This is a genomic window from Spirosoma lituiforme (assembly GCF_054776635.1).
Window position 1 is genome coordinate 340,691 of record NZ_BAAHBO010000005.1, and the last position, 26,260, is coordinate 366,950.

A 26,260-nucleotide genomic window follows, 5' to 3' on the forward strand; every position below is an offset into this window, starting at 1 on the left:
GTTGCGTCAATGTAGTAGAGCCAAGGGGTCCCTTTCACGTAAGCAACCCCTGTATATCAGGAAACCATGCAACCAAATTTAGCCTATCTACTCACAAAGCCGCCCCTGTGGCTGGCTGTTTTCTTCGCCCTGACAACGGCGCTGACTTTGTTTGCTTTCCTGATAGCCGTTCGGCAGTCTATGACCAAACGCACATTTCCCATATTGACGGGCCTGCTCATCTGGTTAGGTATAATAGGTCTGCTGGCTGGTCAGGACTTTTTCCTCAATCTGAATGCAAGACCACCCCGGTTGCTACCAGCCGTATTGCTACCAATGCTAATGATTATAACGTTATTTGTTTTGCCAAGTGGTCGCCGGTTTCTGGATGCACTTTCGCTCCCCGCAGTCACTTACCTGAACAGTGTTCGTGTGCTGGTTGAGATCGTACTCTATGGCTTATTTATCTACCGTCAAGTTCCACAATTGATAACATTCGAAGGGCGCAATGTTGATATCTTGGCTGGTTTAACGGCACCGATAATGGCTTATTTTTCATTTAATCGCCCACTAATATCAACCCGATGGCTTTTAGTCTGGAACGTGCTGGCTCTGCTACTTTTGGTCAATGTGGTTACACACGCGATCTTATCAGCACCATTGCCTTTTCAGCAGTTGGCTTTTGATCAACCCAACGTAGCCATACTGAAATTCCCCTTTATCTGGTTACCCGGTTTCGTGGTTCCAGTTGTGCTTATGGGTCATTTGGTGTCCATTCGGCGACTGACCATGTCTCAGCTGCGCCCAGCCGATAGCTAACTGAAAAAAAAAGCTTATCAGGCGAGGGCTGTAGCGGCCGATCCGGCCTGTTTGCTGGTCTTGCCAAATCGGTTCTGGCTATCATAGGCCAGCCCCAGGCCAACGCTGGAGAGTTTGTTCTGGTCGGCGATGGCGGCATTCGGGAAGAGTTGTTTGAAAGCAACCTGTATGGAATGCACTTCGGTGGAGCCACCCGTCAGAATGACCAGATCAATAGCTTCCTGCCGAACACCCGCATCCTGGAGGCACTGTTTGGCAGACTCCGCGATTTTGTCGACCTCTTCCTGAATAGATTTCTCGAACAGGTCGCGCTTTATCAGGATAGAGAAATCGTCTTCGATAAAATCGAAAGCGGCTTTATGTTCCAGATCGTAGGTCAGGGCAATTTTAGTTTCTTCGGAAGCGGCCAGGAGCGCGTGGCCCGTTTCGTGTTCGAGCACATGCAACAACCGAGCGTAGCGCTTTTTATCGTGCGACTGGTGCAGCAACAGCCGGGTTTGCGAAATCAATTTGGGCGTATAAAGCATGTTGACCTTACTCCATTCAGCCAGATCGTGGTACTGCTTTAGCGGAACTTCCAGATTTTTATCGCCGTACGTGCTGCGGTAACCCAGTTCGGGCATAATGGCCGCCAGACTCAATTCTTTATCGAAATCATTGCCGCCAATCCGTACACCCGTACTGGCTAAAATATCCGACGATCGATCGGTTTTGTGAATTGAATTCTTCGACAGCCTGATGACCGTAAAATCGGAGGTTCCCCCACCGAGATCGACAACTATTGCCAGTTTGTCGGCGGTTAACTGGGCCTCGTGGGCAAAAGCCGCAGCAATCGGCTCGAACTGAAACTCGATGTGCTTGAAGCCAATGCGCTGGGCAATCGCCCGCAGCTCGTCCTGCGCCCGAATATCGGCAGCCGGGTCATTGTCAACAAAGTGAACAGGTCGCCCCATCACCACATGCTCGATTTCCTGCCCGGCAACCGCATCGGCTTTATTTTTTACCTGCTGTATAAACGAGGAGATAATCGTTGGAAAATTCATGGCAGCCCCATTGACTACGGTTCCCTGCTTCATGAGCGACGTGCCCAGTACCCGCTTTAGACTTCGCATGAAACGCCCCGGTTGCCGATCCAGAAACATGTTGATGGCCGCCCGGCCATAGAACGCCTTATTATCCACACTCCGGAAAAATAAAGCGCTGGGTATCGTTACGTGCGCCTGCTCGACCGGAACCAGACTGATTTCGCCGTTTTTGTCAATGGCTATGCTTGAATTCGATGTACCAAAATCTATACCGCAGGAGATAATCGTCATTGCTATCTGGTTCAACTATCGTCATGCAAAACCCGGCTTTACCAGCGTAGCTGTCGAAACCGACATAGCGATGCACGACCTTTACTAAATAAAAAGGGCGCAAATCTACCTTTAAAATATGACTTTGGTAGCACAACCTCTGCATAGCCACGAACAAGTTTGATCGTTCGCCTGATTTATCCGAAAAAAAAGTCTGTTCTAAGCGTCGATCCTGCGGCACCAAGCTACTTATTCAACGTAAAGAACTGCGTCGAATCGCCCTCAATCAATTCATCACATTAGCGGCAAATTCAGTCAAATCAATAAAACCCGGTACCGATAAGCTTTCACATCGGTCATTTCTTTACTTTCTTGAAATCATCGAGTGTTCCTGTAATCGTCGAGGCAAATTTGCTGTTGGCAAACGACGAATTCCCCTTTTTGTCGATAATCTTGCACCGAAACTTGACCGAGTAAGGCGTGTCTTTTTTGTCGAATAGCATCTTGGGCAACACACTCAGCGTTTTACCCGGATGGGCAGTCACCGGAAAAACCACCGGCGTTGTCGCCTGTGCTTTTATCAGAATGGGTTCGGGCTGGCTTCCTTCAGCGATTTCTTTCCCGTCGATGGTTACAGTATAATGAGCATCGGTGATGTTGAGAGGCACTTTGTTTTTATTCGTGATGCTCACATTAGCTGCCACATCCGTCCGTTTGAGGCCCAGTTTTCCGAAGTCAATGTCATTAATTTTCACCTTCGGCAAATAGATGGTCGGCATTCGTTTATCCACCGTGGTTACGAATGTTTTCTCGCCCAGAATAGGCACATCGAGGGCGAATTTGGCCTGCATTTTATAGCTGGTACTGTCAATATCTTTCCGATCGAGCGTTTCGAGCACCTTGACCAGCTTTTTGTACACCAGCTTGGCGGGCAACACAACCAACGTACTGTCGCCCGATTTTATCTGGATCGGTTTTTTGTAGGCGTCAACCATGACGGGCGTGTTAGCAATGAAAAATGTATAATCCAGGCTGGGGGATTCGAAGCCGACCGGTAATGGGTTATCAATCAGCACATACAGGTTCATCCGGATGGTATCTTCATCGATGTCGGTGATGGCAAATCGACTCATTTCCACCCGTGGCTTCATCGTATTGTCGTACGGCTTTTCGGTACTTGTTTGCTTGTCTTCCAGCCGCTTGTACCAAACATAGGCGCCTAGGCCACCAACCAGCAGCAGCACGAGTACCGCAATACCTCCCTTTTTCATAACGTGTCGTCTAGAATTGAAACTGGGTAACCAACCCAGTAAGGCGACTGTTTTGATCTAGTACTAGTTGTTTAGCGAAGTAACCTGATCAGGTTAAACTTTTTAGCAGAATGCAGGTCTTATACCCAGAACTCATTCGTTAAATCATATGCGAACTGCCTTGCTTGGCTTCCTCCTCCTGACCGCTGCCTGTCGTCGTCCGTCTACCCAATTTGCGGCTATGCTTACACCAGCGAACCAGGTTACTATTACTGATTACAGCCAACAACTTAAATCGGGTGACGACCTCATCGCCATAGGCAACAACCCGGCCTGGTCATTAACCATTAATTCGTCGAAGAACTTTCTGCGCTTTAAAGGGTCAAATGGCGATAGCCTCACAACAACGGCCCCTGAGCGCCAGTCTGATTCGGATGGCGTATTTCGCTACAGCACCGGAACAGAATCAAACCGGGTCAACATCATTTTTCGTCCCGATAGCTGCGTGGACAAACTATCCAGCCAACGCTACGACTACCGGGCCGAAGTCGCTTTTCGGGGTAAAAACTACGCCGGTTGCGGTGCTTCCTTACGCCAGCTGACTTTACTAAACGACATTTGGGTACTCACCGACCTGCAAGGGACGCCAATAGTAGCCGGTGGCCCCCGGAAAGAAGCACCGCGTTTAGAGATTTCTCTTTCCGAGGGTCGGGTAACCGGCACAACGGGCTGCAACCGGCTCAGCGGCACAATCAAAGCCGACACGCGCAATATTCTGTTCGGGCCACTGGTCACCACACGGATGGCCTGCGATAGTAGTATCGCTTCTATCGAGAGTAAATTCCTAAGCGAATTAGCGAATCCCCTAACGTATAGAATTGGCGATGGACTATTAACCTTCCTCTCGAAAGGCAAATCCGTGATGACATTCAAAAAAGTAGATTAACCTGTATTCATCCTTTATTTTAAGCGAACGACTACACGATAGCGTTCGCTTTTTGTTTACTTTTGTTTCTCGATAAAAGTCAATCGAATCCTCAAATAAGTTAACCTTTTGCGCTTCCTTACCAGTTTACCCAAGCAATCTGCATAAATTGAAAAACTCCATGAAAACCCTACGGCTTCCCTCCCGCGCCTGGCTGCTGGCGGGCGTGCTGGCAACGGCCGTGCCCGGCATGATACCATCCGCCGAAGCTCAGACGGCTGCCAAACGTACAGCCAGTAAATCGGTGGTAACGTCGGCCCAAAATTCCGTTGCGCTGAACCGGGTTCTGGTCTTTTCCAGAACCAAAGGGTACCGACACGGCTCGATCCCGGTTGGTAAACTGGCGATCATGAAACTCGGTAAAGAAAACAACTTCGCCGTTGACACAACCGAAGATGCCTCGAAGTTTACCGAAGCCAACCTCAAACAATACAGCGCGGTAATCTGGCTCAGCACCACCGGCGATGTGCTCGACGATGCGCAGCAGGCCGCTTTTGAACGGTATATCCAGGCAGGGGGCGGCTATGTAGGCATTCACGCTGCGGCCGATACCGAGTATGACTGGCCGTGGTACAATAAGCTGGCCGGTGCCTGGTTCCTCAATCACCCCAAGCAGCAGAACGCTGAAATTGAGATCGTCGACAAAAATCATCCGTCGACCAAGATGTTGCCCGACCGCTGGAAACGCTTTGACGAGTGGTACAGCTACAAGAACATTCAGCCTGACCTGAAGGTATTGGGCAAACTGGATGAGAAAACGTATGAAGGTGGCAAAAACGGCGACAATCACCCCTTTATCTGGCATCACGATTTTGAAGGTGGCAAAGCGTTCTACACAGGGGGCGGCCATACCGACGAGTCTTACAGCGATCCGCTGTTTTTGCAGCACATTCTGGGCGGTATTAAATCCGTTATGGCCACCAGCCTGAAATTTGGTCAGGCGACAACGCAGCCTTTTCCGGAAGAGAACCGCTTTGATCGCCAGGTTCTGACAGCTAATCTGGACGAACCAACCGAACTGGTTGTACTCGACAATGGCAAAGTGCTTTTCGCCGAGCGAAAAGGCGCCCTGAAATTGTACGATCCTAAAACGAAGTCGGTAAAAGTGGTGGCTAACTTTCCTGTATTCACCAAGTTTGAATACGGTCTGATGGGCCTGAACGTTGATCCCAATTTCAAGCAAAACAAATGGGTATACGCGTATTACTCGCCCATCACGGGAAAAACGGTAGCCGATACGGCTCAGCATCTGTCGCGTTTTGTGTACGATGACATTCGGGATACGCTGCTTATGAACACCGAAAAGGTGCTGTTGACAGTTCCTGTTAAACGCGATGGCTGCTGCCACACGGGCGGGTCGATTGCCTGGGATCGTAAGGGAAACCTTTACCTATCAGCTGGTGATGATACGAATCCGTTCAACTCCGACGGATTCGCTCCGATCGATGAACGGCAGGGCCGTGGCGGCTGGGATGCCCGGTTAACATCGAGCAACACCAACGACCTGCGCGGAAAAATCATGCGTATCCACCCCGAAGCGGATGGCACGTACACGATTCCCGAGGGTAACCTGTTCCCAAAAGGCACCCCCAAAACCCGCCCCGAAATTTATGTGATGGGCAACCGGAATCCTTACCGGATCTCAGTTGATCAGCGCACGGGATTTCTGTACTGGGGCGAAGTGGGCCCTGATGCCGGTGAAAACAGCGAGAAATATGGCCCACGTGGTCATGATGAGATGAACCAGGCTCGTAAGGCAGGATACTTCGGCTGGCCGCTATTCGTAGCTGACAACCGTCCGTATCACGCCCGGACCTTCGCCGATAGCACCACCGGGCCCCTGTTCGACCCGATGAAACCAATCAACAACTCACCACACAACACAGGTCTCACGGAGCTACCTCCCGCCCAAAAAGCCTTTATCTACTACCCCTACGCTGACTCGCCCGAGTTCGGCCCGATTGTTAGCAAAGGGGGTCGGAACGCCATGGGCGGCCCCGTTTATTATTACGACGATTATGCGGAATCGGCCGTAAAGTTTCCCCGCGCTTACGACGGTAAATTCTTTGCCTACGACTGGATGCGCGACTGGATTCACCCGGTAACGATGGAGAAAAACGGCGACTTCGTAAAAATGGAGACGTTCATGCCCAGCACGAAATTCTCGCACGTTATTGATATGCAGTTTGCTAATGACGGCTCCCTGTACACGCTCGAATACGGCCAGCAGTGGTTTGCGGCCAACGCCGATGCCCGCCTGTCGCGCATTACCTATAATGCAGGTAATCGAAAGCCCGTTGCTCTGGCCAGCGCCAGCAAAACAGTTGGTTCGGCTCCGCTGACCGTGAAGTTCGACTCGAAAGGCTCGATGGATTATGATGGCGATGCCCTGAAATATGCCTGGTCTTTCGGTAACGGAGCGCCCAAGCAATCGACGGCAAAACCTACCGTGACCTTTAGTAAACCCGGTACGTATCCAGCCACGCTCACAGTAACCGACGCTGCGGGTAATGTGGCAACAAAAACGATGGACATAAAAGTTGGCAACGACGAGCCCAAAGTAGAAGTAGCCGTAACGGGTAATAAAACGTTCTATTTCCCTGATAAGCCGGTTAAGTATTCGGTGAAGGTGATGGACAAAGAAGATGGTACATTACAGAAAGGCATTAGTCCCGAAGATGTGACCATGACAATTGATTACCTCGAAGGATTCGACAAAACAATGCTGGCACAGGGTCACCAGGCCAACTTAGGTTTCTCAACCGGCAAGCGCCTGATTGAATTGAGCGATTGCAAAGCCTGTCATGCCATCGACAAAAAATCCATTGGACCCGCTTACCTGGATGTTGCCAAAAAATACAAGGGGGCTTTCCAGATTGAAGGGAAACTGGCCCGCAAGGTTATCAACGGCGGTGGTGGTGTCTGGGGCGAACAGGCCATGAGTGCTCACCCTCAACTGAAAGAAAGCGAAGCTACGGATATGGTACGCTACATTCTTTCCCTGGCCGACGAAAAGAAAGCCAATCGCCAGCCACTAGCCGGTGATTACGTTCCAGCGCAGCAAAAGAAAGATGGGTCTTATATTCTAACCGCCAGCTATACCGACCGGGGTAACGGGGCGATTGGTCCGCTGACGGGGTCAACGTCGCTGGCGCTACGGTCACCCTCGGTAAAAGCAATTTCGGCCGATGGCAAACAGGATATCTTCCAGTATGACATTCCTAAGCTGGGCCCTGCCGCAATCGGCACAAAATCAGGCAGCTATCTGGTATTCAACGACATCGATATGACGGGTATCCAGGGGCTTACCCCTTCGGTATTTGCCTCAAGCGATCAGGTGGTGGGTGGTAAACTCGAAGCCCGGCTCGATTCACCAACCGGTGCGTTACTGGGCGAAGCCGATGTTAAATCAGGTACTGTGGGCGCGGTAAACCTGCCCTTCCGGCAACCCGTTTCGGGCGTTCATAAACTATATCTGATCTTCGTTAATCCCGAAGCCAAACAGAAAGCCCTGTTCGCCGTCGATAAGGTACAGTTCTCGACGCAGGGTATGTAAGGAGAAAGTTAGAATCGTCTGAATGAGAAATGCCACAACCAGTTCCGGTTGTGGCATTTCTCATTTTAGATAGACACTATTCCCAAATTGATTAATACCGGATTCCGGCCCATCCATACGGAGTCTGGTGAGCCGTTATCCGATCGGTGATGTGTTGCTTAATCAGAGCATCGTAACTAGCATCGGTCAGCTTTTTTCCTTTCTGTTTCGGCAGTTTGAGATCCTCGGGTGTGAGCGGGCGGAAAGCCACACTAGCGGCTTCAATTACAACATCCCCCTCATTAATGTCCAGTTCCAGAATCAAACCCGGTAAGCCATTCATCCGTTCAGGACCCGCCGAAACGGGAATATCCTGAGCGAACCAAGCCGTTATTTTCTGCTTCTTGATGGGGTCTTCCGTCTCCGCTTTCATGCAGATATAGCCAGCCACTTCTTTGATCTGATTTCCAATTTTCCAGACCGGCGCGTTCAACGAATCATCAATGACGTAAGTTTTGCCGAGCATCTCGATGATGTCTATCTTTTTATCTTTCTCGAAATTACGGTACAGGTAGAAATCCGATTTACGCCAGGAATAGCCTCCTTCTTCAGGCTCATCGCTATTGTAGGTATACAGACTCTCGTTTGGACTGAAGGCAAGCTTCATTTTGATTCCCTTATTATTTTCTTCCCAGTTTTTCCAGGTTTGGGTCTCACGATCCTTCTCTTCCTGACTCAAGAACGTAAGGCGATTGGTAATCTTTAACCAGTGTTCTTTACGAACGTACGTCACGACACCCTCAGTTTTTTGGGCCATTGCGGCCGAACTGGTCAGCAGGTACAGGACTATAAGTAGTTTTTTCATGGTAGATAGCTTGTTGTGGCGTTGGGCTTGATAAACCAACGCCACAATGAATATAACTTGTATGATTAACTCGTAAACGTTGCTGTTGCGTGATCAGTAGAAGCCATCCCGACGTATGTTGGTCTGAACACCCCGCATGTTATACGTAAAACCGATGGTGAAATACCGGGCCAGCGTCTGAATCGTTTCCGACTGCGTGTAGTTAGGCCCCTGATTCAATGTTACCGCCACATTCCGGTTCAGCATGTCGATCGCCGTCAGTCGAATTTCAGCCCGTTTTGCTTTGCCCAGAATATGGTACACCGATGTGTTCCAGATCGGAATCCGCTGTTCGAAATTTAGCTGCTCATTCTTGGATATTCTGTAGTTCATGCTCGTGTTGATGTAAAAATCATGCGGCAGCTTCAGGTTCAGATCACCACTAAAGTTGTTGTTCGTGAACGTTTGGTTCCGATCTGGGCTGATGGAAAACTGCGTATTATTTACATTAAAACTCGCGTTTCCGTAGAATGTAAGCCATTCAGTAGGCGTCAAACTCAGGCGAGTACCGACATAATAGCTCTGATTGCGCGTTTCGTTGAGAACGTCGTTGATTCGAACCGGATTTTTACCAAAATTCAGGCTGGTATTAAGATCAAGCGTTGCCTTCGTTTTCTTCAATGGAAACCCAAACCCGATATACGAGCCAAGATTCTGGCCACCCGACAGATTTTCGGGCGTGGTCACCGTAATCAGCGTTTGAGTGTCTGTTCGCTGGCTGTACGCAAACTGGTTGACGTATTTGGTAGCGTTTACACCAATATACATGTTTGTAAAACTCCCCGGATTAAAATAATTAAACCCTATGTTCACGTTATGTCCCAGTTGCGGCAGGAGATCAGGATTACCCTGATAGATATACAACGGATTGCTGTTATTTCGAACAGGCTGCAAGTCACGCGAGGTTGGTATCTGAACACTCACATTATAGCCTCCATACAGGTATTTATTGTTTTTCAGATCATAGTTCAGGCCAACATTGGGAATTGCGGTCGTAAATACCCGACTGATGGGCGTAAACGTTGCCGATGTCTGATCGGGAGCGAACTGCCCATTGAGCGTGAACCGCTGACCAGCCAGACCAACCGACAAGTTCAACCCTTTATACGAGTACCGAACGCTGCTACCCAGCCGGTTATACACGTAATTATTTTTGTAATAGAGGCTTAACGTATCGTTGCGGACGTAGCGGTTATCTCCCCGGTTAAACACGTCGCGGTCAACTTCATCGTTTCGAAGGCTAAAGTTGAAGAACGTTTCCCAGGTGAACCGTTTGGCAAACGGCTCAACGTATTGTAAGCTGGCTTTGTATTCGCTACGCACAATATTGTTGCGCTGATCCTGATGAATATCCACCGATTGGTCGGCTGCAGTAATTGGACCCGAGTAGGTATTTTCGGAGTCCAGAAGCAGGTTTGCGTTGTTGGTGTTTACTTCATAGGTAGCACTGGCGGCAATGCTGCGGCCTTTCTTATGCATCTTATGCCTGAAAATAAACGAGTTGGATGTAGCAAACTGGCGTTGATCGCTGGCGTTCGTACTCTGGTTGCGCGTGGCGGCTCCGTTGCTGCGGACCAGATCCTGAATCCGGAAAAGACGGGCATTCCCTATTCCATAACGGCTGTTGTTGATAAAGGTCAATGTATTGAGCGTATCGAGCTGCTTTTCGTAGCGTAAACTCACTCGGTGATTCCCGTTGAAATTAACCTGGTTGCTCGTTTCGTCTGTAGAATAGGTGCTCTGGGGCAATGTTACATTCCGAAGCCGTTGTGCATCCAGCTCCAGCCGGCTCTGGTTGTAATAGTAACTGCCACTCCACTTTTTCTCTTTTGTATCGAAGTTGTAATTGGCCCCGCCAGCCGCGTTGTTGGAAAAGCCAACCCCCTGCCGACCACTTACCGGAATACCCAGCCCTTCGTCGCCACTGTCGGAGAAATAAAAGTAGTTACCTCCACTGAAGCCAAAGTCGGCGTTCTGGTTGGAGTTGTAGGCATTGCTTCCCCTAAAATCCTGATAATCGTCACGTGACAGGCCCTGCTGATTTGTGTTATTGCCTAAACCGACCAGCGAAAACTGGTGCTTGGCATTGAATTTATTGTAAATGCCTTTTGCTTCTGCCCGTGGCGATACGTTGTTGGACGCGGGCCCTCCGGCTGCGGTTACTTTACCAAAACCACCTTTTTTAAACTCTTCTTTCAGCTCCAGATTGATGGTCTTCTCCTTCTTGCCATCATCGATACCCGTTGTCTTGGCCTGTTCCGTTTTGTCGTTGAACACCTGCACTTTCGTAATCGCTTCGGCCTGTAGGTTCTTGGTAGCCTGCTTAGGGTCATTACCAAAAAAATTCTTGCCATCTACGGTCAGCTTCTTCACATCCTGCCCCTGCGCCCGAATGTTTCCATCTTGATCGATCTGCACACCGGGTAACTTACGCAGCAAGTCTTCGACGGTTGAGCCGGGGGGTACCTTGAATGAACTGGCGTTATACTCGATGGTGTCGCCCTTGATGGTTAATGGGGCTTTTGCCGTTCTCACCACCACTTCCATCAGTTCTCTGGTTATAGGTTTGAGCTTCAATGGACCCAAATCAACCACAGCTTCGGTAGTGGGCTTGATCACTGTATTGTAAGGAATAAGGCCCACGTAGGAGATTTTCAGTACATAGTTACCCACCTTGAGATTTTTGAATGTGAACGCACCATTGTCGCCCGTGCGGGTGAAGTTCACGAGCGACGAATCTTTGGCGCTCAGGAGCATGACGGTTGAGGAAGGCAGCGGTACGGACAAGGTGTCGACGGCTCGGCCCTGCAAGGTAAAACGCGTTAAACCAGGTGGATTTTGTGCATAGAGGGCGGTACAAAGCAGGCATAGCACAGCCAGCAGGAAGAAGTTTTTCATCCGGAAAAAGGGAAAAGGTTGTGGTGTAAACGGAGCAAAGCTAAGCGTAACAGCGGCAAATGCTTATCCTGTTAACGATTTTTAACTAAATTTATAGTAGCTAATTTAGTTAATGGCGAACAGCACTCATACTGAGTCACTTCCGAACTGAAACGTTGCAAACGCTATCCAATATGATGACTTTTTGAGGAGAATTCCACACGACGAGCCTAACTTTTTATGAGGCCCGGCTATTGGATCGAAAAAGATAACGCCAGCACTTCCCGAATGGCCCGGGCTTTCAGCAGGCACTCCTCCCACTCCTGCTCCGGTTCGGCATCGTACGTGATGGCACTCCCGACCGAAAACGACGCATACTGGTTTTGGGCATTGTAAAGCAACGTTCGGATAACCACACTGAAATCAAAATCAGCGTTGGGCGTTACAAAACCGATGGCTCCTGAATACACCCCCCGCCGACTCACTTCCAGTTCATCAATCAGCTGCATGGAACGAATTTTAGGGGCTCCGGTCATGCTTCCCATCGGAAAGGCATTGCGAATGGCTTCGGTCCAGGAAACGCGTTCGTGCAGGGTGGCCGAAACCGTTGAAATCATCTGAAACACCTGTTGAAACCCGTAGATACCGAACAGTTCATCGACCCCCACCGAACCGGTTTCGGCACTACGGGCCAGATCATTACGAACCAGATCCACAATCATCAGATTTTCGGCCCGTTCTTTCTCCGAATGAAGCAGGTAAGCACGCAGAGCCTCGTCTTCCTCTGGTGTTTGGCCGCGCCGAATGGTACCTTTAATGGGTTGAGACAAAAGCTGGTAGCCTGTTTTCTTCAAAAACCGTTCCGGCGAGGCACCCATCACATACCGGTCACCCATTTTCATAAAGTTCGAAAACGGCATGGGCGATCGTTCGTTCAGGGCACGATACGTCGCCAGTGGGTCGAGGTGGCCCGCGTTCCGGGCAAAAAATTCGATGCAGTAATTCAGCTCATACACATCACCCGCCCGGATATGCTCCTGAATCCGGCGGACGGTAGCGATGTATTCGTCGGGCGTAACCCGGCACTGGATACTAGCGGGCAAAGCGGGACTGGAAACCGGTGAAGCGTCCGGATGAAATAACCGTAATTGCTTTAGTAAAGCACCCGTATCCCCCTCCCCCTGTATAATGAGCGCATCGCCCAGAACGTCAGACTTCTCGAAGTCAATAATCCACGCGGGCTCAACGAAATAAGCATTCGGGAACTGGAGCCGATCCGGGTTTCGGCTGGTTAATGGCTCCAGCTGATTTTTCAGGTCATAGCCTAAGTAACCGACCAGGTAGGATGGTTTTTCGCGGTGCGCCTGCTGGAGTATGTCAAACGCATCCCGGCCGGCAAGCGCATCTTCCGTAAACGAAACGACCCGCTTCGCCCCGACAAAAAGCCGGTTTGGAAACGGGTCATTCGGGTAGTCAATTCCGTTATTCGTCAAAAAGGCAACAAAACCGTCCTCGTGGGCCTCTTCGGCAATTGCCCAGGCCAGCGCCTGCCAACGCCAGCCTGACAGATCTTCGACCGACACACGAACGCTATTCATCACTAGATAGGTAACAGACGGACATCAACGGCAATGTCCTTTCCTTCGGCATTACGACCTACGGTAAATTCAACCTCATCATCGACCTGCAACTCATTAAAGTCCGTATCAATCAAGCTGGTATAGTGAAAAAACAAGTTATTAGGCGGGTAGTTCACGAACCCATAGCCCGTTTTGAGGCTACGAATCGTACTGATTTTCCGGCCTTCAGGGTCATTATCTACGCCATCGGCTAGGTTATAATTCGGTTCATCAGAGGGTGGATACGCTTCTTCGTAGGCGTCTCCGGCGCTGAGTTCACCAAAGCTGTTGGCGTTGCTGAATGAATTCGAGTTTCCACTGGCAGACACCGCCGTGAAGGTTGGCCGGGCCTGCTGTTTAACAAACAGGTTTTGAATGACTATATCGTTCCGGCGGCTACGGTCATCGATCAAACCATGCATGCCCACCGGATAAGAAACCTCTTCCAGTAAATCCTGCGATGTACGGGTTACCTGCTTTTCACCCTGTTCGTTCAGAAATTCAAAGTCCCAGCTCAAGACCATAATGCGTGAGCCCAGGGTGTTGAGTTTACGGATAAGCGGCACATAATCACCATCCGACGTGATTAGCACAACAACGTCGAATTTTTTGTACTGGGCGAGTTCAAAAGCTTCCAGGGCCAGCCACACATCGATGCCTTTTTCCTGCCGGTAACCCTGATACGTTTTTACGGGTAAATAATGGGTCACAACCCCTTCCGACATCAGAATATCGTCGAACAGACGGTCGTAAAATAGCTGGTTACCGCGCTGATTGGCTTCGTGTGCGTTGAGCCGCCCCCGGAAATAATGGGCATCCACGATTTGACAAAGCCGCTCATTGACGCCCTCCTCTTCGGCTACCTGCCGACGAATGAATGCGTGTAATCCCGAAATACTGATACGACTGCGACGTTCGTGAGAATAATTATAGTAGTTGCTTACGTGTAGAAAATAATTACCGTCGTAAAAGACCCCGATGCGGGTCAATCTTGATCCTTCTGCTGGCATGTTTTTAACTGAGCGTTATTAGGTGTATGTTTATTATTTACTCGAATTGATGATAGTTGCTCTTTTTTACGGTTATCTGTCGGAGTTGGTAGAACTATGCTTATTACGAATCAGCTTTTTATAGGCACCTGGAGAACGAGTACATTAATAAATGATGCTGAAACGAATACGATTAATAACGATATGGATATTGATAGAAACGGTAAAAACAGCTATGCAAGAACTTCGCTGCAAAAGTAGCATATTTTCGTTTGCAATACGCTGTGACCGTATCTTTGTCCGATTTCTATTATTTATTGTATGCAAAAAATAGTCTTTGTTGACCGTGATGGAACGCTCATTGCCGAGCCACAGCCCGATCAGCAGGTCGACTCACTCGCGAAGCTCGACTACATTCCGAAAGCGATTTCGGCCATGCGGAAAATTGCCGAAGAAACGGATTACGAACTGGTTATGGTAACCAACCAGGATGGACTGGGAACCGATTCATTTCCGGAAGACACGTTCTGGCCCGCCCATAATAAGATGATGGACACCTTTGCGGGCGAAAATGTCAAGTTCGCAGCCGTTCACATCGACCGCCATTTCCCGCGCGATAATTCGGCCACCCGCAAGCCGGGCATCGGTATGTTAACCCGATATTTCGAGGCCGGATATGACCTGTCGAATAGCTACGTGATCGGCGATCGGCTAACGGATGTTCAGTTGGCGGTAAACCTGGGCGCCAAAGCTATTTTATTCCTGCCGCCGAACGGCCTGTCTGCCGTTCAGAGCGCCGACGTTGATGGTCTGACCGATGCCATGCAAGCCGTAATTGCCCTTAAAACCGGCGATTGGGACGAAATCTATGCGTTCCTGCGCCTGCCTGCCCGTACGGCCACCGTTGAACGAAACACGAAAGAAACCCAGATACGGGTTGACCTGAATCTGGATGGAACCGGCCGTGCCGACATTCATACGGGGCTCGGCTTTTTCGATCACATGCTCGATCAGGTAGCGAAACATTCGGGGTCCGATCTGTCGATCCACGTTGATGGCGATCTGCATATCGACGAACACCACACCATTGAAGATACCGCGCTGGCGCTGGGCGAAGCTTACCGCCGGGCCCTCGGCGACAAGCGAGGCATTAGCCGCTACGGCTTTTTACTACCCATGGATGAAGCCTTGGCGCAGGTAGGCATTGATTTTTCGGGCCGCCCCTGGTTGGTCTGGAGCGCCGACTTCAAACGGGAGAAGATCGGTGATATGCCCACCGAGATGTTCTACCACTTCTTCAAATCATTCTCAGATACGGCCCTCTGCAACCTTAACATTAAAGTTGAAGGAGACAATGAGCACCACAAAATAGAATCCATTTTTAAGGCATTTGCCAAGTCGATCAAAATGGCGGTTCGGCGGAATATCGATGAACTGGATAACTTACCCAGTACGAAAGGTGTTCTGTAAACAAAAAATCGACAAGGTCTTGGCGACCGGATAGGTTTAAAATCAAAAGGCTATCGTATTTTTGCAGCAGCATTCAACTGAACATCGACATGGATTTATCAACACCTTTGACACTTCTGTTTTACGTAGTACTCCTGGCGTCGGCATTTGTAACTGGCCGTTGGTTAGAGCGTAAAGACCGGAAGTATTAAGCTGGTTTACAGTTTATAGTTTCCGGATTCGTCTTCACCGTTTTTTGACAATGTCTCAACAACTTGGAAGGCTAATTCGGTAACTATAAATGATATACCACTCCACAAGTACATGCTCAGTACCCTTACCCGTTGGTTATTTAAAATGTGGGGATGGCGGGTTGTTGGCCCCGTCCCGACTGTACCGAAAGCGATTTGGGTAGTAGCACCACATACCACCAATTGGGATTTTCTTCTCGGGCTGGGCATCAGACCCACTATTCACATCTGGATACAGTATCTGGCCAAGAGTTCACTGTTCAACTGGTATTCAGGCTGGCTATTTCGAGCATTGGGTGGCAAACCCGTTTACCGCGATAAGTCCCACAACCTGGTCGACGCGACAGCCGAAGTTTTCAACCAGAACGAACATCTTCACATTTGCATTGCGCCCGAAGGCACCCGCAGCAACGTCGACAAGCTCAAAACAGGCTTTTATTACATTGCGCTCAAAGCTAACGTTCCGCTCATTCTGGTCGGCTTCGACTGGCCCCGCAAGCTTATTCTGTTGAGCGAGCCCGTTTACGTAACCGGCAATTACGAAAAAGATATGCTGCCTTTTTATCAATTCTTCGCTCAGGTGCACGGCATCAAAAAAGATTGGTTGACACGCTGGGAAGAAACCGGCATCATTACCCGATGAGGCCCGAACAGAAACTAGTGTAATTAGCCAGCCACGAATCGACTGACTCATCAGGAGTCATCAACGATCAATCGGCGAAAAGTCCTGAGTGCTATTCGTTATTTTTCAGGGCTTCGACCATCAGACGACCGGCGCGTTCTGAAGCCCCGGGAGTACCCATTTTTTCCTGCACATCCGCATAGCCACTCAACACCGTTAAGCGCCCTTCCTGTCCCGGTAAGATACAGTGAAGTTCGGTCGTAATTTGGTCAGGAGTAAGGTCATTTTGAATTAATTCTTTCACTACTTCACGGTTGGCAATCAGATTGACAAGTGAAATAAAGGGCACCGCAATCAGGTTTTTAGCAATGGCATAGCTGATACCGGTTGTCCTGTAGCACACGACCTGCGGAATATTGAGCAGAGCCGTTTCGAGCGTAGCCGTACCCGATGTAACGAGGGCGGCCGTCGACAGGTGCAGCAAATCGTAAGCAGCATCATCGACCCGCAAAACACCAGGGTAATCAGCCAGGAGGGCGTCGTAAAGGGAAACGGGCAAATTACTCACGGTTCCTACGACAAACTGATAGCCCGGAAACCGATCAACGACCCGCAGCATCAGCGGCAGAATAGACGTAATTTCCTGATGACGGCTACCAGGCAAAAGCGCAATAACAGGTCGCGCATCAATACCTAGTTGCTGGCGGAAAGATGGATTGGGCTGGAAATCAGCGAGAGCGTCGAGTAAAGGGTTACCTACGTACTCAACCTGGTAATCGTATTTGGCAAAGAACTCCGTCTCGAAGGGCAGAATGGTAAACAGCTTATCGACCGTTGCCTTGATCTTGAGTGCCCGACGCTGGTTCCAGGCCCATACCTTCGGCGAAATGTAATAAAATACCCGAATCCCGTGTTTTCTGGCAAAACGAGCCATGCGCAGATTGAACCCGGCATAGTCGATCAGGATCAGTACATCGGGTCGATTGGCCAGCAGATCGGCCTGGCACTCGCGCATGATCCGGCGAATGGTACCCAGATTTTTTACCACCTCCAGAAACCCCATAAACGCCATCTCGCGATAATGGCGTACCAGTACCGCGCCGGCCGCTTCCATCTGCTCGCCCCCATACGCCCTGAACGTAGCCGGACTATCGTACGAACGAATGGCTTTGATCAGATTGGCTCCGTGCAAATCGCCCGAGCGTTCACCAGCAATGAGGTAATAGTTCATAAAAATACGTAGAGACGCAACCCTTTGCATGTAAAAATGGAGACGCAAGTGGTTGCGTCTCTACAGCAGGTTATTCACCAAAATAATCCACGAAATTTTTCGGGGTTTCATAGAGCCGGAGCTGGTGCAGATGCGCGTCGGTAACGGGTTCGAGTGCCCGTTCGAGAATCTTCCAGATTTCCATGATGAAGATTTCACAGCTGGCCATTTTGCCCTGCATAAACTCCACGTCGAGGTTCAGGTTCTTGTGATCCACTTTTTCGATCACTTCCCGTTTCACAATATCGCCCAACAGTTTCAGGTCGATCACAAAGCCCGTATCGGGATCAGGTTCGCCTTTTACTGTCACAATTAATTCGAAGTTATGACCGTGCCAGTTCATGTTGGCGCAGGGGCCAAATACGTCTTTGTTACGCTCTTCTGACCAGGCTGGATTATAAAGCCGGTGAGCCGCGTTAAAGTGTTCAATTCTGTTGATATAGACCATTTTTCTGGTTTAGATGGGGCGGTTGCCAGAAACGCCGATTGAAAAATAAGCCGCAAAGGTACGAAAAAGGCGTGAACAGTTCAGGTGTTCAACGAGCCTAAAGTCTGGCTGGTATACCGACTGGAAACAAACTCCGCCACATAAGATAAATCCAACTTAATCAGGAAATACGCTATTCCTTTGTCCATCTAAAAACCCGTATCTTTACACCCTATTTCGCGTAAGTCCTTCAACTACTTATCTAATTATCACTACGAATACCTTTACGACCACCAATTTATGATTATCGTTACGGGAGCCGCCGGTTTTATTGGGAGCTGTTTAATCAGCAAGCTGAATCAGGAAAATTTCAATTTTATCATCGCTGTTGATGATTTTTCAAATCCTGAAAAAGAAGCCAACTTAGCCGGTAAACGCATTCAGGAGCGCGTGGATCGTGAAGTATTTTTCGACTGGCTTGACCAGAACTACCACGAGGTTGAGTTTATTTTTCACATTGGTGCCCGTACCGACACAACCGAGTTTGACCGACAGATTTTTGAACACCTGAACGTCGAGTATTCCAAGCAGATCTGGAACCGGTGTATTCAATATCAGATTCCGCTGGTGTATGCCTCATCGGCAGCCACCTATGGCCTTGGCGAGTTAGGCTACGATGACAATGAGTCGCTGATTCCGCAGTTGAAACCGCTCAACCCCTACGGCGACTCCAAGAATGAATTCGACATTTGGGCACTGGAGCAGGAACGCAAGCCGTTCTTCTGGGCCGGGCTGAAGTTCTTCAACGTCTATGGGCCCAACGAATACCACAAGAGCCGGATGGCCTCGGTTATCTTTCACACATTCCGGCAGATCAAAGAGTCCGGAAAAATGAAATTGTTCCGATCGCACAATCCTGAGTTTGCCGATGGCGAACAGATGCGCGATTTCGTCTATGTAAAAGATGTGGTCGACGTATGTTCGTTTCTGATGCATCACCGGCGCAACTCGGGCATTTACAACCTGGGCAGCGGTAAGGCCCGTACGTTCCTCGATCTGGCCCGTAATACCTTTAAGGCGCTTGACCTCGAGCCCGATATTAGCTTCGTTGATACGCCCGTCGATATTCGTGACAAGTATCAGTATTTTACTCAGGCCAACATGGCCAAGCTTCGCTCCATTGGCTATGATCGACCATTTTCGTCGCTGGAAGATGGAATTTCCGATTACGTAAAAAACTACCTGAGCAAAGGCGAGTATCTATAACTCTTTTTACATCCATAACAAAGCGGGGTCCTAGTTGCATAGCTAGGACCCCGCTTTGTTCATATCACCTCCTCGTTGGCTGACTGTTGCCCGCTAACGAGTCGACCCAGGCAGCGACAGCTCGCTGGTAAATGTAAACGATTGCCAATCGAGATGTAGCCTTCCGCCAAGCAGTACAGTTAGTCGGTGGCCAATCCAAAGGCCCAGTCCATGCCCTTCCTTCAGCGGATCGGCCCTGAAATACGGCTGAATCAGGTCGAGGGTAGGCCCACTGGCACGGGCGGTCTGGTTCTGCACCCGAACGACTAAACCATCGGCATTCGTCACCCGAATCAGGATCGAGCTTCCCGTTACGGCGTACTTAATGGCATTTTCCATCAGATTCAGCAGGATGTGCTCCAGTTTGACGACATCCGTCAGTACTGGCTCACGTGCCGACTCGTCCATATGCAGATTCACCGTTACTTCATAATCAACGGCCAGGCTGGCTAGCTGGCTCAGGCAGCGATCAACCAGTTGAGAAACATCAACTTCCGTTAACTTAAGAGGTTGTGTTGCTTCTTCAGGACGGCTAAGGGTCAGAAACTCATCGAGTAATCGGGCCAAGCGGCTGACCTCATCCAATTGGCTGGTCAGAAACGGCTTTACTGCGCCTGAAACCTGCTCATTACCGAGGGTTACTTCCAGGCCTGTCTTCATAATCGTCAGTGGGGTTCTCAATTCGTGGGCAGCCGCTCCGAAGAAATTCTGCTGGGCATCAACGTTTTCCCGAATACGGCTGAGCATCCGGTTCAATGTATCCGTGAGCTGGTATAACTCATCGCGGGATTTTGGCAGGGTTATCTGGCTGTTGTCGGTAGCGTAACTGATCGTATTCGCCTGATCGACAATAGACTGAATGGGCCTTAACAGCCAACCCGCCACCACGTAGCCAGCCCCGAAAGCGAGGCCCAGGCTCAGCAGCCAGCCCAAACCAAACACCCAACGCAACCGGTTTACATCCTGACGCAAACTCATGTCAGGCACCGATAAGGTTAGGCGAATCTGACCATCGGGAGCCTGCTCCGTAGTCGTCTGGCTGGTTACGGATCGATACGAGTACCGTTGTGTATCCCGGTGCCGATGGGTATTGGGTTCATCCGGAAAACCCGGACTTCGGAACAGTTCGCGGGTGCGGCCGTAGGTATGGTACAGTACCCGCATACGCTCCCGGTCGGTCGGTAAAGGCAAAATAACCGGATCAACACTTACCATCGACAACAGCCAGTCAGCCCGTGTCTGGATAGCCCGGTCGAACGCCGTTCGTAAACTCGTCTCAGCCCGGTTGAGCATCAGCCAGCCCGCCAGCAAACTGATTACGGCAAATACAGTCGTAACCGCCAGCACGACACGGCTGCGCAGGCTCATGTCGTTTTGAGCCGGTATCCCCGGCCAATTAGCGTCTCAATCAAACCCGTTGTGCCAACGGCGTCGAGTTTTTTCCGTAACTGATAGATGTGTACTTCAATGACATTACTGCCCATATCGAAATCGACAGACCACACTTTTTCGGCAATTTCATTTTTGGTAACCAGTTGCCCGGCCTTTCGCATCAGCAGTTCAAGCAACGCAAACTCCCGATTGGTCAGATCGAGGGTCGTTTTGTGTTTGGCCACTTCATGAGCAACGAGGTTCATTTCCAGATCGGATACCCGCAAAACGACATCATTGCTCGTGGTACTTTTACGCTGCAATACCCTAATTCGGGCGAGTAACTCACTGAAGTCGAACGGCTTGCGCAAGTAATCGACGGCACCTAAATCCAGCCCCTGCACCACTTTGTCCGGGTCGCTCAACGCCGACAGAATCATAACCGGAACGGTCAAATTAAACGTCCGCAGATTCTGCAACACCTCGAAGCCCGTTTGCCCCGGCAGCATCAGATCGAGCAGAACAAGGTCGTACAGGCCACCCGCAATGTGATCGAGCCCCTCCGACCCTGAGTGCGTCAAATCGGCTACGTGACCGTGCTGTTCCAGCCCCTGTTTAATAAACCGGGCCAGCTTTCGTTCATCTTCAATGACTAATATTTTCACGGTAATAAAGAGCGAATGAGTGCATGTTTCTTTCCTAATAGTCGGTATTTCAGCGATTATACGTGTTCGCTCATTCGCTCTTTCACTTTTTGATTACCGTACCAGGTACTGTTGTCCGTTAATAGTCAGGACTGAAGCACGCAGAACGTTTACCTTTTCTAGTTGAACCTGACCGTCCCGGAGCGTTTTAGGGTAGCCCTGTACGGTGATGGTACTTCCTTTTTTAGCCAGATCCGTCAGCTGAGAAGCCACCCGCGACGGAAGGCTAACGACAGTTTTATCGTCCAGCACCAGTCCGTTAACACGCCCTCCCCGATCGAGTCGGTAATCAGCAATTTTCCCCGTAGCAGTCGTCAGAGCGGGGGCATCAGGCGTAGTGGCCGGACGAACCGGGGCGGCATCCACTACGGTCGTTTTACCGGCGGTCAGGCTGTTCATACGAAAGCGCGTTTCTCCAGTTGGCGTTTTTTCGGAATAACCCGTTACGCTCACGGTACTGCCCGCTTTGATGGCTTTCTGAACCTGCGTACCCAGATGGGCCGGGAACTTCACTATCGTAGCCGATCCGGAACCTGCATTTAACGTAAAGCCATCCAGAATAAAGTCATCGTTGGCGGTAAGTTGCCCTACGGTACCCGAAACGGTCGTCAGAGAGGTCAGGCCACCTTCCCGATTTTTTCGGCCGGGTCCCTGGTCAGGGCCATGATCCGGACGATCCGCTTCAGGACCACCGGGGCGGCCATGCCGACGACCGGGTCCACCCGCAGGAGGTCCATCGGGACCGTTTACGCTGGGTGCGTTTTGGGCCACAGCAGCCCCGGTCGAGCTTTGAGCGTGTGCAAAAGGAGAAGCTAAAGCCAGGGCCAGGGCAACGGTAGCGATTAATTTTGTGTTGGTTTCCATAAGTCAGTTGTTGTTTACTGGTTGATTACGGAAGCAAAGCTATACTCGCCATCTAAAGCCCATCTGAACTGGATATTAATTTTTCTTCATGCCGGATTTTACTCCCAGATAATCTCAATAACCTCTTTTTTCAAATCTACCGTCGTTTGTTTTTCGTCCGTTGCCCGACGCAGGACTAGTTTACCATTGGCCACTTTAGCCGCTTCCTGCTGCAATACATGGGTAGCGTCTTTCTTGTGAAAGACCGATACCGCCAACTCATTTGTATCGACGGGCAATGTCAGCGTTTTACCGGTAGCCTGAATCACCCGCGGTGCAGCCGGTAACTCCTGATTTCGAAGCAGCGCCAATGCCCGCGATGCCTGTGGTACGCCATACCCGACATAGTTGTTCCCATACGGATACAGATGCGCCGATTTCTCGATAATGGCCATCACTTCCTTATTCGTCAGCTTTGGGTTTGCCTGCATGATGCAGGCGGCAAAACCGGTAATGACCGGCGCTGACAAGGAGGTACCGTAGAGCGAAAAGCAGGCTACGTTTGGCTTTAAGTAGGGCAAACTCTCCGGTCCGATGCTACTGTACCCAATGCGGTTCCAAAGGCGGGAGTTAGTTGCCCCGATAGCCAGTACCCCCTGCGCATCGGCAGGCGTACTGATGATCCGCCAGGAGCGATCTTCGCCTTCGTTTCCGGCAGACACGATGATTAAGATTCCTTTTTTGTCGGCGGCTATCTGAGCAGCCTGGCTAATAAGGCTCGTATGGCCGTTCATCTGGCCCGGTTCGTAGTTATCTTTGGGGTTACTCATGCCCTTGGCGTAGCCCAGCGAGGTGTTTATAAGCCGAACCCCCAGACTATCCATCCATTCCATGGCGGCTACCCAGTTGTCCTCCTCGCCCCGGTACTCGCGATTACCCTGGTCGGAGCGGGCCAAGTAAAATGTTGCATCCGTAGCCAGGCCAAACTGAATGTTTTCGGAGGGGTCGTTGCCGGCAATAGCTGCCAGTACTTCTGTCCCGTGAAAATCAGCGTTGGACTCCAGTGTGCGAAACAGATCACTGTGGGTCTTCTTCTCATTTACATAATCACGCACGCGTTTTACGCCATCGCGGGCAAAAATGTGCTTGAGCGCATTGGCCGAATCGGCACCAAAAAAACCGGCATCGATAACCCCAATGTTCACAAACCGACCTGTTAAGCCAGCTTTCATAAAATCGGGTGCCTGTATCTGCGACATGACCGGAGCCATATGCGGATTGGCCGGTAGGGCAATCGACGTGATCACGATGGCCGGATCAATAGCCTGAATGGCTTTCACAAACGGCATGTTCGCAACCGTTGCGTATTGCTCAGGCGTTAGTCGCACCGATACGGCATTGAGCCACCGCGACTGACAAATGGGCTGAACGCCCACCTGCTTCAGTTCATTCAGGTAAGCGGTTGAAACGGGGCGATCGGTGTCGTCTAGGGGCAGATTCTGGTTTTTCCGTTGTGCAACAGCCGTTGGCGACAAGGATACGGGTACGGCCTGATCTTTATCCGGCAACAAGACCCAGTACTTAGGCTGGGCCTGCGCGACGAGTACGAATAAACAGAATAGCCCGGATAGTCGAATGTTCATGGTTCGTTTAGGAAGAAGTAAGCCTGGCGTTTTCGCCAAGTTTAAACTGAATAGAGTCTAAACGCGAAAACGCGCAGAAACTCTTACCGCTTTTGAGTTTCTTTGCAAACTTAATCACAAACGCGCCCCAATAGTTACGATATGCGTTATCTACCAATTGATAGCCAACTTTTTGTCAAAAACCGCCAGCGGCTGGCTGCCCTGCTGAAACCTAAATCACTGGTGGTGGTCAATGCCAATGACATTATGCCGACCAATGCGGATGGCACAATGGCCTTTCGCCAAAACAATGATCTCTTTTATCTGACAGGCGTTGATCAGGAAGAAACCCGGATGGTCCTGTTTCCCGAACACCCCGACCCGAAATTCCGGGAGGTTCTATTTCTTCGCGAAACCAGCGAACTGATTGAAATATGGGAAGGTCATAAACTGACGAAGGCCGAAGCAGAACAGGTTACGGGCCTGTCGCAGAAGCAGATTTACTGGACGCACCAGTTCAATCAGATTTTCGGGCAGATGGTCTTCGAAGCCAGCCACATCTACCTGAATACCAATGAACATACCCGCGCCAGCGTGAACGTTCAGACGCAGGACGCCCGGTATATCGCTCAATTCCGGGATACCTATCCGTTGCATCAACTGGAACGGCTGGCTCCCTTGATGCACCAGCTCCGGGCCATCAAACAACCGCAGGAACTTCCGCTGATCCAGACGGCCATTGATACGACGGACAAGATGTTCCGGCGGCTGTTAACGTTCATCAAGCCCGGTGTCTGGGAGTACGAAATCGAAGCCGAAATGATGCATGAGTTTCTGCGTAACCGATCGAGGGGGGCAGCGTATACACCCATCATTGCCTCGGGAGCCAATGCCTGCGTGCTACATTATATCGAGAATAACCAGCAGTGTCAGGATGGCGATGTTATCCTGCTCGACATTGGTGCCGAATACGCTAACTACAATGCCGATATGACCCGCTCGGTACCCGTCAATGGGCGGTTTACGGCTCGCCAGCGGGCGGTTTATGACGCGGTGTTACGGGTGATGAACGAGGCCACACAAATGCTCAAAACTGGTAATTTGTGGGATGAGTACCACCGCGAAGTAGGCAAGATTATGGAGTCTGAGCTGATTGGTCTGGGCTTACTGGATCGGACCGACGTGCAGAATCAGGATCCCGATGCTCCTTTGTATAAAAAATACTTTATGCACGGCACCTCCCATTTCCTGGGTCTCGACGTTCACGACGTGGGCAACAAATACCGGAAAATGGAACCGGGTATGGTGTTTACGGTAGAGCCAGGCATTTATATTCGGGAGGAAAAACTGGGTATACGCCTTGAAAATAACATATTGATCACCGAATCGGGCAACATTGATCTGATGAAGAATATTCCGGTCGAGGCCGATGAGATTGAAGACCTGATGAACTAGGCCAAAAAGACCGCTGGACAACGCATAGGCGGGCACTGACGCCCAAAGCTATACGTTGTCCAGCGGTCTTTTTACTTTACTTCGCCTTCGACTGCTCGCGTTCGAGCGCGATGTTCAGGCTGGAATAGATTCGGCGGATAGCGGTTTCCAGACGCTCCCAGCCCGCATCGGAGCGGAGGTCAATATCGCCGATATGATCCCGCTGGGTGCTATTGAGCACAATGTTCGTTACAGCCGCTACCATCAGACTGGTAATGGCCAGTGGATCGAAGTCCGAATAGGGCGCTAGTTTAGCAACCATGTTCTTGTAAGATTGATCCCGAAAATCGGCCAAACGGCGTGCCAGTTCTGTCTCGCCGTTTGACATTTCCCAACGAATAAGTTCCTGCGAAGACTTACGTGTCCGAAACTCCCGCATAAACTGAATGGTGTATTCCGACCAGGCTTTGCTCCGGGCTTCTGGTGCTAAGTTATCCGGCACTGAATCCATGAACTTTTCATTGAACATAGACAGGAAGAAACCACGGTGCACATAGGCTTCCAACAAACCATTCCAGCCACCGAAGTACCTATATATCAGCACTTTGTTAACCCCAGCTCGATCTGCAACGGCGTTAATACCTGCTTTTTCAGTGCCTCGTTCGGCCATAACATCACCCATGGCACGTAAAATTCGTTCCATGGTCATC

The 26,260-nt window shown here is 50.2% G+C and carries 20 protein-coding genes; 7 read left to right on the forward strand and 13 right to left on the reverse strand.

The features are described from left to right. Window positions 1-66: 66 nt before the first annotated feature. Complete coding sequence (locus ACYU87_RS18915; protein ID WP_461135643.1) at window positions 67-798, forward strand: hypothetical protein; 732 nt, start codon at window positions 67-69, stop codon at window positions 796-798. Between the two features lie 17 nt (window positions 799-815). Here ACYU87_RS18915 and ACYU87_RS18920 read toward each other — a convergent pair whose 3' ends face one another. Together ACYU87_RS18920 and ACYU87_RS18925 are read right to left on the reverse strand one after the other, a co-directional pair. Further along, window positions 816-2,114 (reverse strand): Hsp70 family protein, encoded by a 1,299-nt coding sequence (locus tag ACYU87_RS18920; RefSeq protein WP_461135644.1) that lies wholly within the window; start codon window positions 2,112-2,114, stop codon window positions 816-818. A 335-nt stretch (window positions 2,115-2,449) separates the two neighbouring features. After that, window positions 2,450-3,364, reverse strand: coding sequence for an LEA/WHy family protein (locus ACYU87_RS18925; RefSeq protein WP_461135645.1), 915 nt, complete (start codon window positions 3,362-3,364; stop codon window positions 2,450-2,452). Between the two features lie 148 nt (window positions 3,365-3,512). Here ACYU87_RS18925 and ACYU87_RS18930 point away from each other — a divergent pair, with 148 nt between their 5' ends. Together ACYU87_RS18930 and ACYU87_RS18935 are read left to right on the forward strand one after the other, a co-directional pair. Then, window positions 3,513-4,289 carry an META domain-containing protein gene (locus tag ACYU87_RS18930; RefSeq protein WP_461135646.1) on the forward strand — a complete coding sequence of 259 codons (777 nt, stop codon included), beginning with the start codon at window positions 3,513-3,515 and terminating at the stop codon, window positions 4,287-4,289. Between the two features lie 160 nt (window positions 4,290-4,449). Next, on the forward strand, window positions 4,450-7,884 hold the full coding sequence (locus tag ACYU87_RS18935) for a ThuA domain-containing protein (RefSeq protein ID WP_461135647.1): 3,435 nt from the start codon (window positions 4,450-4,452) through the stop codon (window positions 7,882-7,884). A gap of 91 nt (window positions 7,885-7,975) precedes the next feature. On the opposite strand, the gene ACYU87_RS18940 is transcribed toward ACYU87_RS18935, so the two are convergent. From ACYU87_RS18940 to ACYU87_RS18955, 4 genes are all read right to left on the reverse strand, one after another. Beyond that, entirely contained in the window at window positions 7,976-8,728 is a 753-nt protein-coding gene (locus ACYU87_RS18940; RefSeq protein WP_461135648.1) for a GLPGLI family protein, read from the reverse strand. A gap of 93 nt (window positions 8,729-8,821) precedes the next feature. Then, window positions 8,822-11,665, reverse strand: coding sequence for a TonB-dependent receptor domain-containing protein (locus ACYU87_RS18945; protein WP_461135649.1), 2,844 nt, complete (start codon window positions 11,663-11,665; stop codon window positions 8,822-8,824). A 230-nt stretch (window positions 11,666-11,895) separates the two neighbouring features. Continuing rightward, window positions 11,896-13,242 (reverse strand): aminodeoxychorismate synthase component I, encoded by a 1,347-nt coding sequence (gene pabB, locus ACYU87_RS18950; RefSeq protein WP_461135650.1) that lies wholly within the window; start codon window positions 13,240-13,242, stop codon window positions 11,896-11,898. A gap of 2 nt (window positions 13,243-13,244) precedes the next feature. Further along, entirely contained in the window at window positions 13,245-14,273 is a 1,029-nt protein-coding gene (locus ACYU87_RS18955) for an NYN domain-containing protein (RefSeq protein WP_461135651.1), read from the reverse strand. A 300-nt stretch (window positions 14,274-14,573) separates the two neighbouring features. On the opposite strand from ACYU87_RS18955, the gene hisB reads away from it, so the two are divergent. Together hisB and ACYU87_RS18965 are read left to right on the forward strand one after the other, a co-directional pair. After that, a complete protein-coding gene (hisB, locus tag ACYU87_RS18960) occupies window positions 14,574-15,722 on the forward strand; it encodes a bifunctional histidinol-phosphatase/imidazoleglycerol-phosphate dehydratase HisB (RefSeq protein ID WP_461135652.1) in 1,149 nt (382 codons plus the stop codon). A 303-nt stretch (window positions 15,723-16,025) separates the two neighbouring features. After that, on the forward strand, window positions 16,026-16,595 hold the full coding sequence (locus ACYU87_RS18965) for a 1-acyl-sn-glycerol-3-phosphate acyltransferase (protein ID WP_461135653.1): 570 nt from the start codon (window positions 16,026-16,028) through the stop codon (window positions 16,593-16,595). A gap of 91 nt (window positions 16,596-16,686) precedes the next feature. Here the strand turns inward: ACYU87_RS18965 and lpxB are convergent, their stop codons facing one another. Beyond that, entirely contained in the window at window positions 16,687-17,805 is a 1,119-nt protein-coding gene (gene lpxB / locus ACYU87_RS18970; protein WP_461135654.1) for a lipid-A-disaccharide synthase, read from the reverse strand. Between the two features lie 70 nt (window positions 17,806-17,875). After that, window positions 17,876-18,292, reverse strand: a complete 417-nt coding sequence (locus ACYU87_RS18975; protein WP_461135655.1) for a 6-pyruvoyl trahydropterin synthase family protein — start codon at window positions 18,290-18,292, stop codon at window positions 17,876-17,878. 279 nt (window positions 18,293-18,571) lie between these two features. Here ACYU87_RS18975 and rfaD point away from each other — a divergent pair, with 279 nt between their 5' ends. Then, window positions 18,572-19,537, forward strand: a complete 966-nt coding sequence (rfaD, locus tag ACYU87_RS18980) for an ADP-glyceromanno-heptose 6-epimerase (RefSeq protein ID WP_461135656.1) — start codon at window positions 18,572-18,574, stop codon at window positions 19,535-19,537. Window positions 19,538-19,630: 93 nt separating this feature from the next. Here rfaD and ACYU87_RS18985 read toward each other — a convergent pair whose 3' ends face one another. The 4 genes from ACYU87_RS18985 to ACYU87_RS19000 all read right to left on the reverse strand — a co-directional run bounded on the left by ACYU87_RS18985 (window position 19,631) and on the right by ACYU87_RS19000 (window position 24,137). After that, a complete protein-coding gene (locus tag ACYU87_RS18985) occupies window positions 19,631-20,944 on the reverse strand; it encodes a sensor histidine kinase (RefSeq protein WP_461135657.1) in 1,314 nt (437 codons plus the stop codon). Then, window positions 20,941-21,612, reverse strand: coding sequence for a response regulator transcription factor (locus ACYU87_RS18990; RefSeq protein WP_461135658.1), 672 nt, complete (start codon window positions 21,610-21,612; stop codon window positions 20,941-20,943). Before ACYU87_RS18990 ends, ACYU87_RS18985 begins: the two co-directional genes overlap by 4 nt. A 93-nt stretch (window positions 21,613-21,705) precedes the next feature. Next, window positions 21,706-22,515, reverse strand: coding sequence for a hypothetical protein (locus ACYU87_RS18995; RefSeq protein WP_461135659.1), 810 nt, complete (start codon window positions 22,513-22,515; stop codon window positions 21,706-21,708). A gap of 98 nt (window positions 22,516-22,613) precedes the next feature. Beyond that, window positions 22,614-24,137, reverse strand: coding sequence for a S8 family serine peptidase (locus tag ACYU87_RS19000; protein WP_461135660.1), 1,524 nt, complete (start codon window positions 24,135-24,137; stop codon window positions 22,614-22,616). A gap of 141 nt (window positions 24,138-24,278) precedes the next feature. On the opposite strand from ACYU87_RS19000, the gene ACYU87_RS19005 reads away from it, so the two are divergent. Continuing rightward, complete coding sequence (locus ACYU87_RS19005; RefSeq protein WP_461135661.1) at window positions 24,279-25,571, forward strand: aminopeptidase P N-terminal domain-containing protein; 1,293 nt, start codon at window positions 24,279-24,281, stop codon at window positions 25,569-25,571. 76 nt (window positions 25,572-25,647) lie between these two features. Here ACYU87_RS19005 and ACYU87_RS19010 read toward each other — a convergent pair whose 3' ends face one another. Further along, window positions 25,648-26,259 (reverse strand): TetR/AcrR family transcriptional regulator, encoded by a 612-nt coding sequence (locus ACYU87_RS19010; protein ID WP_461135738.1) that lies wholly within the window; start codon window positions 26,257-26,259, stop codon window positions 25,648-25,650. Between the last annotated feature and the right edge of the window lies 1 nt (window position 26,260).